The 13,397-nt window shown below is 38.6% G+C and carries 16 protein-coding genes; 4 read left to right on the forward strand and 12 right to left on the reverse strand.

Annotation, left to right across the window (positions count from 1 at the left end; genetic code table 11):
• Nucleotides 1-9 precede the first annotated feature (9 nt).
• From P178_RS0101615 to P178_RS21290, 3 genes are read right to left on the reverse strand one after another with little or no spacing between them, the layout of a single operon-like run.
• Nucleotides 10-966 (reverse strand): DUF6712 family protein, encoded by a 957-nt coding sequence (locus P178_RS0101615; protein ID WP_027064572.1) that lies wholly within the window; start codon nucleotides 964-966, stop codon nucleotides 10-12.
• A gap of 1 nt (nucleotide 967) precedes the next feature.
• Nucleotides 968-2,329, reverse strand: coding sequence for a hypothetical protein (locus tag P178_RS0101620; RefSeq protein ID WP_027064573.1), 1,362 nt, complete (start codon nucleotides 2,327-2,329; stop codon nucleotides 968-970).
• A complete protein-coding gene (locus P178_RS21290; protein ID WP_081819374.1) occupies nucleotides 2,326-2,604 on the reverse strand; it encodes a hypothetical protein in 279 nt (92 codons plus the stop codon). The genes P178_RS0101620 and P178_RS21290 overlap by 4 nt, the downstream gene beginning before the upstream one ends.
• Before the next feature lie 405 nt (nucleotides 2,605-3,009).
• On the opposite strand from P178_RS21290, the gene P178_RS0101630 reads away from it, so the two are divergent.
• The 4 genes from P178_RS0101630 (at nucleotide 3,010) to P178_RS21295 (ending at nucleotide 4,713) form a co-directional block, all read left to right on the forward strand.
• Entirely contained in the window at nucleotides 3,010-3,405 is a 396-nt protein-coding gene (locus tag P178_RS0101630; protein ID WP_027064575.1) for a hypothetical protein, read from the forward strand.
• A gap of 63 nt (nucleotides 3,406-3,468) precedes the next feature.
• On the forward strand, nucleotides 3,469-3,690 hold the full coding sequence (locus tag P178_RS0101635; RefSeq protein WP_027064576.1) for a hypothetical protein: 222 nt from the start codon (nucleotides 3,469-3,471) through the stop codon (nucleotides 3,688-3,690).
• A 2-nt stretch (nucleotides 3,691-3,692) separates the two neighbouring features.
• A complete protein-coding gene (locus tag P178_RS0101640) occupies nucleotides 3,693-4,082 on the forward strand; it encodes a hypothetical protein (RefSeq protein ID WP_027064577.1) in 390 nt (129 codons plus the stop codon).
• Nucleotides 4,069-4,713 carry an N-6 DNA methylase gene (locus P178_RS21295; RefSeq protein WP_051638142.1) on the forward strand — a complete coding sequence of 215 codons (645 nt, stop codon included), beginning with the start codon at nucleotides 4,069-4,071 and terminating at the stop codon, nucleotides 4,711-4,713. Before P178_RS0101640 ends, P178_RS21295 begins: the two co-directional genes overlap by 14 nt.
• Nucleotides 4,714-4,905: 192 nt before the next feature.
• Here the strand turns inward: P178_RS21295 and P178_RS0101650 are convergent, their stop codons facing one another.
• The 9 genes from P178_RS0101650 to P178_RS0101690 form a co-directional block, all read right to left on the reverse strand.
• Complete coding sequence (locus P178_RS0101650; protein ID WP_027064578.1) at nucleotides 4,906-5,472, reverse strand: hypothetical protein; 567 nt, start codon at nucleotides 5,470-5,472, stop codon at nucleotides 4,906-4,908.
• A gap of 21 nt (nucleotides 5,473-5,493) precedes the next feature.
• Nucleotides 5,494-7,200, reverse strand: coding sequence for a hypothetical protein (locus P178_RS21300; RefSeq protein WP_051638143.1), 1,707 nt, complete (start codon nucleotides 7,198-7,200; stop codon nucleotides 5,494-5,496).
• On the reverse strand, nucleotides 7,172-7,804 hold the full coding sequence (locus P178_RS0101660; protein ID WP_027064579.1) for a hypothetical protein: 633 nt from the start codon (nucleotides 7,802-7,804) through the stop codon (nucleotides 7,172-7,174). Before P178_RS0101660 ends, P178_RS21300 begins: the two co-directional genes overlap by 29 nt.
• Nucleotides 7,801-8,106, reverse strand: a complete 306-nt coding sequence (locus P178_RS0101665) for a hypothetical protein (protein ID WP_027064580.1) — start codon at nucleotides 8,104-8,106, stop codon at nucleotides 7,801-7,803. The genes P178_RS0101660 and P178_RS0101665 overlap by 4 nt, the downstream gene beginning before the upstream one ends.
• On the reverse strand, nucleotides 8,103-8,324 hold the full coding sequence (locus P178_RS0101670; protein ID WP_027064581.1) for a hypothetical protein: 222 nt from the start codon (nucleotides 8,322-8,324) through the stop codon (nucleotides 8,103-8,105). Before P178_RS0101670 ends, P178_RS0101665 begins: the two co-directional genes overlap by 4 nt.
• A gap of 92 nt (nucleotides 8,325-8,416) precedes the next feature.
• Nucleotides 8,417-9,013 carry a hypothetical protein gene (locus tag P178_RS0101675; protein ID WP_027064582.1) on the reverse strand — a complete coding sequence of 199 codons (597 nt, stop codon included), beginning with the start codon at nucleotides 9,011-9,013 and terminating at the stop codon, nucleotides 8,417-8,419.
• On the reverse strand, nucleotides 8,988-10,181 hold the full coding sequence (locus P178_RS0101680) for a hypothetical protein (RefSeq protein WP_027064583.1): 1,194 nt from the start codon (nucleotides 10,179-10,181) through the stop codon (nucleotides 8,988-8,990). The genes P178_RS0101675 and P178_RS0101680 overlap by 26 nt, the downstream gene beginning before the upstream one ends.
• A 191-nt stretch (nucleotides 10,182-10,372) precedes the next feature.
• Nucleotides 10,373-11,200, reverse strand: coding sequence for a hypothetical protein (locus tag P178_RS0101685; protein WP_027064584.1), 828 nt, complete (start codon nucleotides 11,198-11,200; stop codon nucleotides 10,373-10,375).
• Between the two features lie 57 nt (nucleotides 11,201-11,257).
• Entirely contained in the window at nucleotides 11,258-13,384 is a 2,127-nt protein-coding gene (locus tag P178_RS0101690; RefSeq protein ID WP_027064585.1) for a hypothetical protein, read from the reverse strand.
• Nucleotides 13,385-13,397: the final 13 nt, after the last annotated feature.

Consider the following 13,397-nt stretch of genomic DNA (forward strand, 5'->3'; position numbering starts at 1 on the left):
TATTTTAGTTTAAGTAGTTACGAAATTGTCATCTTCATTGAATCCGTATTTCTCGGTATCGGTTTCTGCTTCGGACGGTTCCTCTTCCTCTAGAACAGGTTCAGCTACCATTTCCTCTATTTTTATGAGGATATCATTGGCATCGTTCATGAATTCTTGAGCTGCCCAGGCATATTCGTTCTGTAATGGTGGTTTTTTGCCTTGAGTAGTGGTTCTATCGCTAACAAAACGTTGCAACACCCCTTCAGGAAACAAGGTTACCGTTAACCGACCTCTCATTGCCCACGATAATGCCCAATACACGCACGCTTCTTTAATAAGCATATACAAATCTTCATTGTCTTGGGGAGCAGCTTTTACCGTCGCCATCATTTCTGTACCGATACGAGGCAGAATAGCACGGCGCTCTGCCTGTCTTAAACCTGGTGTTAGTTTTAGAAGAAGATATCTAGAGCTACTGATATCGAACCACTCTTGAACATCTGAAGTTTTTGAAACAAATAATGCGTTCAGTTTTTTATAAGCATCTGAAGTTTTCCAAGAAGCAAGCGTTTCCAATTCATTCAATAATTGATCAACGGACAGATAAAACATACGTTCCATATTGCTGTTGTCGCGATCAATCATCCATTCAAAGGCTTGTTTTTCATGTTCGTCCATTCGCATACGCCTGCCGTTTTGCGTATGCCCCACATCTTTGGATGGCACATATCTGCGATATGCCTCAATAGCAATTGCATCTTGTAACATGGTGATGTAACCAGTATTCACAGCAGAAGGAATGCCTGCAGCATACATAGCATAAATAGCCTCATAAGTCGGTTGCCCTATAATTTCAATTAAAGTCAAACAGGCATTACGAATGAATCGGTCTAAATTAGCGTAGCCAATACTTTTATCTATAAAGCCAAGATGTTGTTTCATCTCTTGATCACCGGCACCATCTTTATTAAAAATAATATTCATGCTATTGATTTTTGATTCTTTTGCTTGGCGTTATATCTTCTTCTCTTTCGGGTTCGGTGTGATAAAAGCCCATTTTTGTTTTTTTGTTCGGCCAATTTGCTGCTATAGCGAAATTGATACCCTTACATACGATCATTTCAGCAATGTCAACTCCCGTTTCCAGATATTCCTTCATCGCATACAACTTTTCACTACCACCGCTTGAACGACCACTTTCTGAAACATTACCTAATACGGTACCTATTCCGATACCTGAACTCACTGCATGGTCTGCACGTTCAGAGATTTTTATTTGAGATTCGATAAACTCTTTGGTATTGCTCGGTATTTCCTTAATCTCCCAACCATGTTCTTTCATGTTGGTACCTTCAATTTCTATCTCCTTGGTAGAATGCCAGAACTTACCGGTATTAGATTCACCGGACAATACCTTACTTATAGTTTTTAGGAAATCGTTTTTATAATTATTGAAATCTTTCTGTTTGAATTTCTTACCACGAGCCGTAGCATCATCTTCAAGCATTTTCTTTTTATCATCCCAGAATTTTTGAGGCGATATAACATGATATTTTGCCGAGATTCCTTTTTGAGACAATGCCCTAAGGATTGCCGGTATTGCGGTAGACCTACGTAGCCATTCAAACGAACCATATATATCAGGTACTGTATAGTAATCTGAACAGAAACTATACATATTGCTATATAGAATACTATTCTTGTGCGCAAACGGATTCTTATAGTCAAAAATAGGATAGACCTTTGGATTAAGAATAGCATTAATCATTTCAAAGTTCCAATCAGTAACTACAACATGAGTAGCTTTATTACTTGTATCAGTTAGTTCAGCTGCCAATCTACTTTTATCGGGCATGCTATGCTCCAACTTAGCAATAGATGGTTTACCTATACGTCCGCCCCTGCTCAAATAGAACTTAGTAAATACACCCTCTATATGGTTATAATCTACACATGCCTTGGTCAGGTACTCTTCACCATCCCACGACTGGAACCATTTCCATATCTCATCATCTTCAACCCATTCTTTAACAAGCTTACCCTCTACTACTTTCTCAATATAGAGCTTAGGTCCTTTACCCCATAACCATTGTGTCTTTTTCTTAACTAAACCAGGAGCAATGTAGTTCTCTTGAACTATATCTCTTATTTGTTTAGGTAATTGATTGTCATTACCATAAGGAAATACACGCCAACCACCTAGATGGTATCTGTTATCTGTCCAATCCAATGTCTGTTGATCGACACGATAAGAGTCAAAGCTTCGCGGATTGTCCGATACTTCGAACGTAAAAGCGTTCTGACCATCATCTACTACCGCATTATTACCTATGTATTCAATATTCATGGTGTTACTTTCATCCCGTTAAACTTCATTAATAAAGGCAGATAGAACCATCTAGGTAAGGTTTCAGGCTCTACTGTATATCCAATAAGTATTTCACTTTTATCCGATTGCTCTCTTGAGTACCCAGTACGTAATAATGCTTTAGCAACTTTCTTTGTTCCCTCGCTATAACCTTTAGAACTATTAAATGTTATGTATTCAAATGAGAATGGTGCACCAATCTTGGTGAGCTCTCGCATCTGTTTTAATGCATCATAGATATTAACTGTGTTCATGCAATTGCTATATGACACAATTATACTAATAGGATTCATTGTTGTTTGTAACATGAAGAGCGACAACAACAATAAGTACTGGTGGTGGTGTGATTCAATGCTTAGTCATATTTCGCAGATTCAGCCGCACAGGCAATTGCATTTACGTTTTTCAGCGGGTCGGTGTCTTGATTCACTCAAATCAACTCACCACCTAAATATTTTAGGTTAGTTCATTGATTTTCAGAATGTTTAATTTTTAAAATATTTTTTAACCTCTGATTTTCTAACAAAATATATAGGCAATCATACATTATTTAGAAGTGATCTAAACTAGATTATTCCCTGCTTTTTTACATATAAATACTCGCCTATTAGACGATATTTTATTATCTTTAAGTATTGATAATCAAATAATTATAAGTTATGAGTAACACAAAAACGAGTGCAAAAACAGCAACCGAAAAAGCAACCCCACAAAAAGTTGCAACAGAGTCAACCGCCAAGGATTCAGAAAAAATGAGCCGTTCAACTGTTGAAGAAATTCTAAACCCTAGCGCAAGCGCAAGGATTAAAAAAATGGAAAACTTTCAGCTATTGGCAAACCGTTATCAGTTTTTAGCGGACAAAAAAGATCAGCTAGATAAATTTATTATTTCAAGTGATGGCACAAAAGAAAATATAACTCTTAAAAATGCCGAGGGTTATGAGTTTACCGTGTCCAATTCTCAAGTAGTGGAAGAAGTAGTAAAAGTGATGCAAGAAAAATTAAGCCTTTTTATTGCACATTCAGAAAACGAAATTTTAAAATATAATATCTAACAAATAATAAAGCCCGTTTAACTGGCAGGTTTTACGGGCTTTTTATCAATAATCTAATCTGTTATGACGAACGAAATTAGAAAGGATAAAAATAACCCTTTCCTACTCTCCGAACAAGTTAAATCGATTCTACATAAAAAAGGATTGAGCAAAATTTTCAATTACACCGATTACGAAATTTTTAAAGCTCGATGCAAAAAAACATTTAACAAAGCACAAGCCATTGCGGACCAATTCCAAAACGAAACAGAACAACAAAGCGATTTTAACGAATATATTTTTTAATCATGGAGACAGCACAAAAAACAACAATACAGCAAAAAAGAGAAATATTAAAAGACTTTTCAAGTAGAGCAAAAGCAATACGAGAAGAACTTATAAATCAATGCAAGCACCCAGAAGAAGAGGAACTAATTGAAGCAATGACAATTAACCAATTAATTGTAGAGCATATCTACACCGACGAAATTCACCACAAATTTAACACGTTCAAAGGCTGGATAAAAAACGGCTTCGTAGTAAAAAAAGGTGAAAAGGCTTTTTTATTATGGGGCAGAAAAAAACAAGAGGTTGAGAAACCCAACGGAGAACAAAAAACCGAGGAACTCGATTTCTTTCCGATCACTTTCGTTTTTTCTAATAACCAAGTAGAGCCGTTAAAAAATGCCAAAGACTAGAGAAGTACCAGGAGAATTAAAAGAGTTTAATAAATTCTTTAATCAATTGACATACCGCCACGATGTGAGCACCGTTTTTGATGATTTTCTAACCATTTTCATATGTGTATTCGCTAGAGAGACACAAGAACCGCTATATTTTGAAACAATAAAACGATACAATAAAAAGGAGTTAAACCACTTCGCAAAAATGATGGGCGAACTTTTAATACTGTATAACAATGCAAAATTAAATAAAGATTGGATCGACCCATTAGGCGACTACTACGAAATTTTAGCCGGACAATATAAAAAAAGTAGGCTAGGTCAATTCTTTACGCCTAAAAGTTTATGCGATATTATGGCATCTATTACTTTAACTGGCGCAACATGGGGCAACAATATAAACGATCCAACGTGTGGAAGCGGTCGCCTGCTCTTAGCTTCAAATAAAGCCGTTCAAGGCAATTACTATGTAGCGCAAGACCTTGATTCTATTTGTTGTAAAATGACCGCTATTAATCTATGTATGCATCAAATAAGGGGCGAAGTTCACCACATGGACACGCTAAGAATGACAGCACCGCACCGCAGCTATGCAATAAACCCAAATTTTCATCAACATAAAACCTTATTGATTTTAATTAAATAACACCTAGTGCAGAGGATGAATTTTGTTAGCATTGCTTTTGAGACGACCTCATTAAAAAAAACCTGAAAATGCAAGCCGTAACATAGTGGGAACGGAAAAACCCGACAACCGACCGAAAACGGTTAAACCCATTTTTCCAATGCTAGTAAGGGCGAGAAATTTTTTCGCCCTTACGGGCGGGCTTGGTCTTCTTTAGCAATTGTAGTTATCTACAAATGCATGAAGCTTATTACTTGCATACTCAAATGAACCTCTCAACGCAATATGCCAAGGTTCTGTGATAAAAAATTGTTGATATTCAAATTGCTTTGGTATTGAATATTCATATCCTGTACTTTTATCGGGATAGTCACCAAATGGATCATTATGCAAAAAAACTGGAACTCCAGCTTGTTTTAAAACCTCAAATTTTCTTTTTAATTGCAGACCTAAAACGTCCCTGTAATTAAAATCAAGACCAGATTCCAACCTCTCTGTTTTAAATTTCAACAACTCAATACTCAATTCATCAAATCTCCTAAAGTTATCAGGCTTTATATCTTTCTCCAGCACCACTTTGTTCGCAAAAAGAGGATATCTATATCGGTACTCATCTACATGAATCGGACTTTTCTCAGCCAATTCTTGCATAAAGGTTTTATGTTCAGGAAAATTCAAATGTTCACGTTTCCAAGACTCAATATCACTTGACTTATAATAACTATGCATGTCATCTTGCATTCTAGTTTTCTTTTCCCAATTCGTAGAAGTTCCATACATACTATAAATTTACAAAAATTTCTAATCCATCACACTAGGTTCCATCATGGCGCCGCCTTTCTTATTGCTCGCTACTTTCACCCATTCTGGTCTCCACATTAAATATTTAAACGCATCACTGAAATTGGTAGATTGCATCGGCAATTTCTTCAGATCCAGCTTTTCGCTGCTCTTATCTTTCAACACTTCAATACTGCCGGTACGGGTATTCTTTTTCATTTTCGTTTTTGAAAGTTCCAGACTACTTTTCAATTCGCGGCACTGGTACCTGTCTATTTTTAATTTCGGAATGCCGTCATAATACTCCCCCATTAACTTTTTGGCGTAGTTGAATTCTTCATCATGGTAAATGGTACGTTGGTTCTTGCTTTTTAATACTACTGTCCAACCCGTTGCCACTCCGTCATATTTTTCAATATGGTTCTGCAGCTCCGTTGCCCAATCCTTTTTCATTTGGGCGTACTGGTTACCACTACGGTCATAATAAAGGTTCAGAACCTTCTTTTTATGATGTTTATTAAAATCGATAAACTGTTTCGCCAATTCTTTCAAGTTATCTGGCGCCAATGTGTATAGATTTTTAAGGCAATAGTAGTATCTGCCTAATTCCTGACCGAGAACCATGCTGCACATGTTCCCAAAATCTACACCGGCATCGAGCTCTTTGTCCAGGTTAATATATTTGAGCGCCAAGCTCGTCTCTTCAATTTCTTCACCAATGGCATAATCGTTATAAAAATCGGAGAAAACCCCGTCATCATAAAAGTGATGTTTGCCCAGGTTAATGTAGAACCGCTCGCCCTTCTTCAATTCTGCCTTTAAAGACAGAATACTGGCTTTGAACTCCTCGATACCCAATGCTTTCAGCGAATCGGTAAAATAACCGCTTGTAAGCACATCTACGTTCACATAACTACTTACGACATAGAAGAAGGTAGAATCTTTACGAGCGCGCACCCAACGTTCCGTCCAACGCTCTAAATTTCTTCTAAGGTTACCTGTTTTAATTCTATCATTATCACGAATGGCATTATACAGCTCTTTTTTAATCTCATTTAATACAAGAGCAACTTGAAGAGCGAGTTTTATCTGCTCCAAGTCCATATTTTTTTCTTCGTCTAAACACCAATCATAATCACCCTCTGCAACATTAGGCATATCAGTTGTAAATGTCCTACCTCTATAATAAACAGAATGTCCAAAACGCACATATTCACCACGTAATGCTGGAGTTAACTTCTTTAATTTATTTGGATCTATATATCTAACTTCATCACCGAACAAATGTTGGTAACTGTTTCCAGCTGCACCTGCAGGTTGGTCCATGGAAACCAGGTTATAAAAACACCCATTAAATACACTGATGGTATGCTTGTACTGACTTACCGGTTTATACGGAAGTTTAAAGTGTGCAGGCGGCCGCTCATCGGTAACGTAGTGGGTTCCTTCTCTCCACCCTTTGCGCTCCCAACCTTCTAACAAGGTTGGCACCACGTTCTTTAACGCATTTACATACGTGTCCGCGACAAATACCTGATAACTCCCTGGCATATCATAACAAACTTCAATACTCCGTTCCGCATGAATATCACCAGTTTTAGAAGTTCCACGCCCACCAATAAATATCAATGTTTTGGGAGATATCAGGTCAATACTCATTTTAACCCAAGAGCCAAATCTACCTTCTACATCTAGGTTTTTATGATTTACGTGCGTCTTCCGAGCCATCTACGAATATTTTTACGGGTAATACTGCAGCTTCACGCTTGATCATTTCACGTTCCTTTTCGCTCAGCTCGGGCAAATTGTCTATCTGCTCCGCCAATTTGTGCCTGTTTACGGTAGGCAAGCCTAAGAATTCGGCATCCATCGCATAAAGCTTCCAAGGTTTTGCGAACCATTCTTCCGGTAGTTCCTCTTTATCGGCAACGTGCAGCTGTCTAAGACTGGCAAGGTCCATTCTCATTTTAGAAATCTTTGCCAGATCGCTTACATCTTTTGCCAGAGCTCTTGCCAGGGCAATATCTTTTTCCTGGTCTTCGGCATACATATTTATGTACGCCTCTTTAGTAATTTTGGTATCGCAATAAAAGTACTGGGTAGCGTCATTGTAGAATTGGGTAGCCAAGTAACGGGAGAACCCGTCTACCTTCATTAAATGTTTAATGATGTGGTCTTTACTGGGAAAATTGCTAAAACGCAAGCGCATACCGCGCACTTTGTCCAGCACCTCTAAATATTCCACAATGGCGGGATCTGCTTTATCGGGATTGCCGTTCTCTATAAAGTCATAGAGAATATCCAACGATATATCTTCCAATTTCAATCTCATTCCGTACCAAAATAAATTTGTTCCTTCAGGTTTTCTACCTGAACACGCTCCCGGTTCTTTTCAAATATCTGTGCTGCAGTAATATTACCACTACGGGCATTCTCCAATAATTTCTGGTTGATCTCAAAATCAGCAACCAGCTGACCCCTATCATAGTGATGACGTACCAAACTATTGAGATTCTCCCAATCGATCCGAAATTCCTTTTTGTCTAGGCTTAAATACATCGCAATTTTATCGACACCATAATTCGCCGCCGATAAATCTTCAATCTGTTCATACTCCTCTTGAGATAGTTTCATTTTATCCAATAATTATAAATTCCTTGACTCCATGAATACGTATAGAAAAGTGTCATTATTAAGATTCCCCATTGCTCATTAACTACGGATGAATAAATCCAAAAAGGCTGACCTAGCAAACCTAAAATATAGCCCCACCGTTTCCAGCTTTCTTTACGCCCCACAAACCAAATAGCCGAAGCCCCAAAAATCATAATACCTATCTGAGCTATATCCATACTTTGTACTTAATACTTTTATCTTAATACCAACAACGAACAACCAACAACCACCAACGAACAACCAACAACCATCAACCAACAACCAACAACTAACAACCATCAAACAACTCCCTCCTAAACTCAAACAACCCTTTACTATTCGCAAACACATATTGTTCATAGTGTGCGTTCTCGCTCCAATTGCCACTGCCTTCAATACAGTAATGGGCATCCATGGTCTCCAGTAAACAGATTTTAGCGTGTGTCCATGCATATTTTACACAGATATTAGGTCTTGACTTTACCAATCCATTCAGTAAATCGATCGTTACCGGATTCCGTTTCGGCATACTTTCATTGATCAACAGCGTTATCTTTTCGATAACCCCTGCATCGTGCAGTTCTACCATGGCTTCAATAGTTCGCCGACTAATACTATAGGTACTGGCGAACAATTCTTTAATAGCGTAGTTACGGGCAACAAAGGGTATGAACGTAAAGGCATTAAAAGCCCCGTCTGTCTGCAGAAAGAAAAATTCTTCTTTACTGGGCAACCTGCCCAGGTCTTTATCTAGCTGCTTTATTTTTTGATAATGCCCCAATAAATACTTAGAAGTAAAATTGGGGCTCTTATCGTTTACAACATCGTTTTTCGCACTCGCCTGTCGTAAATCAAAAAATTTATTTTTTCTTTCCGATGCGCTCATCCAATAGGTTCAACTCTTGATTCAACTCTTGAATTTTTCCCTTTATCTTGGTTGCTGCAGCTTCATCTTTTGCAGATTTCAATTTCTTGTTTTCTTTACTGATATAGCTACGCACGTTTTTCTGGCGGTTCACCAAATCTACATCGCTCATAGCGGCAACCTTTTCTTTTAGTTGATCATCGGCAAAAATGGGGTGATTACCCAAAACCTCTTTATGCTCGTTGTAGAACTCCAGCTCATCCCAAATACTTTGTTTTAATTGGAAGGCATCAATAGTTTCTTTTCCTATTGCATAGATTTCAGCATCCGTTAACGTACGGTTATCTTTTCCTTCTTCCGTAACTATAAGCAAAGCAGCATGCCCCGCTTTAAAAGCATCTAAAGCTGTAAAAAAATCATTAATTAGTATTTTAAACTTATCCGGACAATCCGTTTCTCCCAAGAATGCAAAACGCTCTCTTACTTTTAATCCACTTTTAACTTCTTCTGATGCAGACTCTAATTCACTTATAAGTGAATTTGTTCCGTTTTTCGCAACATATGTATCGTTATTCAGGATATCTGCACTCTTATTTAGCGTATTTGCTAAATCAATAGATCCTGCAGAACCTGGTCCAGATTGTTCTTGAATTATACCAGTAATCTTATCAGCAAAGGCATTAACCAAATTATTCTCATCTTTCCAATCTGCAATAGACACATAAATGGTTTTAAATATTTCCTCTTCGCTCATCGGCGTCTTATCCGGCATTAAGAATACAGCTTTATGCTTTTCTACAAATTCAGATAATGGTTTGAATAATACCTTTGTTTCCGCAGGATAATCTCCTGCAGGCATATTCGCAATGAAAACAACAATAGCCTTTATTTCATCAGGCACCAACGCCAAAACAGCATCTAAAGAGTCACCATCATCAGACTTCGTACTTTGTACTTTTGGCTTTTTATTTTTAGAACTTGCCATCTCCACATCACTCACCCCATGCAATTGCTGCAGGTCATAACAGATGTTTTTGAGATTCGTTTCCGTGAAGCCACTACGGTAATAACTATTTACCTGGGCTACACTCTTACCCTCACTTTTTTGTAATAAGGCCATAGCCTCATTATAACGCTCTTCCGGCACTCCGGACCCATCCTTTAAAAAGGCTAAAACTTTATCTTTCATATTGTGATCAGATTTTATTTGTACTTGCTTACTTCAAATATGGCAATTGCCAATTGCAAACGGTGTAACATGAAGAAAACAGGGCATGTCGAAACAATGTCGAACATTTGTCTAACATTTGTCCATAAAAAAAATCCCCTACACTCCTGCAGGGGATTTTCAATCTAAACAACCAAACTAACTCAAACTAATTAAGCTCTTTTCTGTTCTATTAAATAGGTAGTTGCACCAGCTTTGTAGACCTTTAAATCTAACACCGCATTTTTGGTCGCAGCCCAATCTGTACCGTTCGCTAAAATAACCGTTGCAGCTGTAGCCGCACCGCCGCTTAGCACATAAGGGTCAGCACCACCGTCACCAATTAAACTCACCACAGCACCATGGTCAAGGTCGATAGCGGCAATATCTAATGCCGTACCTAATGCGTTGGCTGCCAATTGGTATTGAGAACCGTTCGCTTTCAACAACGAAATGTTTTCATCGGCAACCTCAAAAGGATCTGCCATTACAATAGCACCTCTAAACAATGCAGGTAAATACCCCGTTGCCAAAGGTTGCTCGAACATAAGGTCATGTGCCGTTCTGGTATCATCGATAACACCGGTAGGCTTCATACGTAATGGTGAACATGGCGTACCATATTGGTCATACTCCGCACCTTGGCAATCACCAGATAACAAAATTACATCTTTACCCAGTGTATTCTGAATGAACTCACGAAGCTCTAAACTGTTACCAGGCGAAGAGCCTTCAAATTTTTGTGGTACAACTTCCGCATCTACATCGCCCTCACCGGTATAACCAGGCTTTTGCTTTTTAGGTGTCATGTAAATTTGATGCATACTGGTACCAGGTTTCATCACAAAGTTTCCGTCTAGCAGAATTCCCCCTGCATCACGTACTGGCCATGATAAAATATCATCTACGAATATGATGGTCACATTCGGATTCTTTGGTTTCGCTGCACCTGGGGCAATCCCTACAGGAGCCGGAACCGATTTTCTTGTATATATTGGCATAACTTTTTAAGTATTAAAAGTCCCCCCGTAAAAAACAGAAGGACTATAGATTAATGATTAGGCGATATCCCTTTCAGATTCGTACCATACTCCGCCTACATTGACTAAAGTCACGTAGTCTGCCGCAAGGGCAAGAACAGCATTAGCAGTAACATCTATATTACCGGCAACATCACTTACCGTAAGTGTTACACCAGCAGCGGCATTACCATAAATAGTAACCGAATCGCCTTCTACACCTTTAAGTATAGCTTCTAGTACATCGCTAGCCGCACCGGTAAATCTGAATACGCTACCATTGCTGGCATCGATCGTATCACCGTCAAAGTTTACATCTTCGTCTGCAGCTACAGCTGGCGGTCCTGCAGTTCTGCTCAATTCTGTAATTGTACCGTCGTTCTTAACGAATAGTGTTAGAATGCCACCACTTTTTAGATCGAACGTAGCAGTTAACGTTAGGTTGCCCGTAGAATTTACATTCTTACTGGCTGCCATATTTGTATTACCTTCTAACTTAATGATCTGACCAGGTTGTGCACCTTCAATATGTGTTATTGGCGTTGCCCAAGCAGCGTCAACTTTCATATAGCCATACTTCGCTTTAATGGTACCCGTGGCATCATCAAACAGCGGAATGTTCACATCGCTCTTAAAGATCGGCACATCGTTCGTCCAAACACTTTGTACTTTAAATTCTAATGGATCACCATCTTTAATCTTGTTACCCACATGGATCAAACGAATACCTTGCTTGTAATCTGCCCATATGTACATGATTCTTTTTAGGTACTCAAAATGATATAATGATTTTTCTTTCGGAATGTTTTCCAACAATTCAATGTTATCATCAAAGGTGATGAACATGACATCTAAACCTTCTAAATCTGGCATCACTTCGAACTGAACGTTGCTGTAATCCTTAGGGTTTACAGGATAACCCGTATAGTTGTTCTGTGTACCGTGAATTTGCTCATATCTACGCTTGTAGGCTTTGATCCAATATGGCGAAATGTAGAACACCAAATTTGGCATAACACGCACATCTAAATCCAAACTTTCTATCATTTTGTCTACATAATCGACAATGTTAGAAGTGGTAGGCGTACCTACTGCAAACGGCTTGAATTTTTTGGTAATGAACCTACCTTTGTACAATTGGTATAACAGACCATCTTGTCTGTTAATGAATTTACCGGGAGTAGTAGCATCTTCAGGAGTAGCAACGTGAATACCTTTTACAGTAGAGATACGATCTTCAACACGCGCTTTTTTATCCAATTCAGATACCAAGAACATTACAAAAGACTCTTTGTAAGGCTGAGAACCTTCTTTATTCCATTTGTTCAACCAGCTAGCTTCCATTTTCTGTAAGTAGTAACCAATGAACTCAATGTCTATTTGTACAGGGAATATTTGACCTTCCTCTGCCTGGATCATTTGTTTGTTCTTCGGTAACCAAGGCAGTTTTCTAGCTTGGGTAATAGGTGCCGAAACTATGTTACCGTCACTTACCTTATCATCTACGTTAAAACGTTTGGGCCAAAACGATGGTAAACCAAAATTATCTCTATGTAGTGATTTAATAGTTTCAGGATTCTCTCTAAAATAATGATCCAAATCATCGTTCAATTTCTCAACGATCACTTTATCACTGAACTCCGTTGCATCGGTTACGATACCTGCAGCTCTTTGGTTCCATGGTCTACCCGCAAAAGCGTTGTAAGCTTTGTTGTCTCCCCATAAATGGGTAGCACTGTGCATTGCTTTTTTACCTGGTGATGGAACTATAGCTAAGGGAGCATCAGGTTCAGATTCGTTTATCAACTTATCTATCTGTTGCTTCATTAACTTGTTACTGGCATTAAGCGCAGCAATTTGTCCGGGTACATCGCCTTCGGCGATTTTAGCATCCACTTCCTCTTCAGTATGTCCGGCTTCTTGCAATGCCGTTTTCAATTCACTGTTTAAACGAGCCTCACGCTGGGCATCGGTTTCCATCTTTGCGAGATCACGATTAAAAGCGTTTATCGCTTCATCTACATCACTCTCAGCCTCTAGCCGTTTCGCTAATTGCTGTTTTTGGTCATCTGTAAAATTGACCTTTCCCTCCAATACCGGAATTTCTCCGATACCGAGGATCCCACAAACAATTGTGGCTAAATTTGCTGCTAATGTCCATTTCATGGCTTTCTATAAT

The organism is Maribacter sp. Hel_I_7 (assembly GCF_000688315.1).
Lineage (GTDB): Bacteria > Bacteroidota > Bacteroidia > Flavobacteriales > Flavobacteriaceae > Maribacter > Maribacter stanieri.